Annotated in this window: 1 protein-coding gene; it reads right to left on the reverse strand. The window is 51.7% G+C overall.

Features of this window, described 5'->3' with window-relative positions:
• A partial coding sequence (locus tag HP570_RS29085) for an amino acid adenylation domain-containing protein (RefSeq protein WP_173627963.1) occupies window positions 1–1144 on the reverse strand: 1144 nt, incomplete at both ends.

Here is a 1144-nt window from a genome sequence, read left to right on the forward strand (position 1 = left end):
AGGATGGGTGCGAAGGACAGCCTCCAGCTCTCCCAACTCGATTCGATAGCCGCGAATCTTCACCTGATGGTCTATCCGTCCCAAGTACTCGATTTGTCCATCTGGGAGATAGCGGACCAAGTCACCGGTGCTGTACATCCGCGCTTGCGAGTCAGCGTGGAATGGGTTCGACAAGAATCGTTCTGCGGTCAGCTCTGGGCGATTTAGATACCCGCGAGCCAATCCGTCACCACCAAGATACAGTTCCCCAGGTAAGCCCAACGGTACTGGTTGCAGGTTGGCATCGAGAATATACGCTTGTGTGTTGGACAAAGGACGACCAATTGTGGGTTCTGACGTGGCGCCTTTGGTGACCTGTACATACGTGGAGTACGTCGTATCTTCAGACGGTCCATAAAGATTAAAGACTTTTTCGACATGCTCCAATGCATATAGACTTTGCGCCAATGTGTTTGGCAGTGGCTCACCAGCTAGGTTGACCACGCGTACCGTCGACGGGATCGCGTTCATCCGCACGAGTTCTTTGGCGGCAGATGGGACGGTATTGATCAATGTCACTTCGTTGACTGCTGGCAGGGTCGGTATATGCAAGGCGTTGTCAGCCAAAATGACTTTGCCTCCGTAGGCTAAGGTCACGAATATTTCATAGACTGACAAATCGAAGCAGATAGAAGTCGACGCGAGCACTCCACTCATTTCTTCAGCCGAAAAGACCGTTTTCGCCCACGCGATGAAGGCAATGACACTATTGTGCTGAATCGCTACCCCTTTAGGCAGACCTGTCGAGCCCGAGGTGTAAATGACATAAGAAAGGTTCGTTGGTAGCACCAAATTTGGCAGGTTCTCTTCGCTTTGTTTCGCGATAGTCTCCCAATCACGATCCAGGCAGATCACTTGTGCTGTATGTTCAGGCAGCATGGATAGCAGGCTTCCTTGGGTCAACAGAATCGCCGCTTGCGAATCTTCCAGCGTATAACCGATTCTCTCTTGTGGATACGCGGGATCAATCGGCACATACGCGCCACCAGCTTTGAGAATGCCCATCATCGCAACGATCATTTCGGTCGTACGTTCCATGAGAACAGCCACCAAGACCTCTGGGCCGATTCCTTGAGAACGCAGATAGTGAGCCAACTGGTTTGCT

Source organism: Brevibacillus sp. RS1.1, assembly GCF_013284365.1.
In the GTDB taxonomy this organism is placed as follows: domain Bacteria; phylum Bacillota; class Bacilli; order Brevibacillales; family Brevibacillaceae; genus Brevibacillus; species Brevibacillus brevis_D.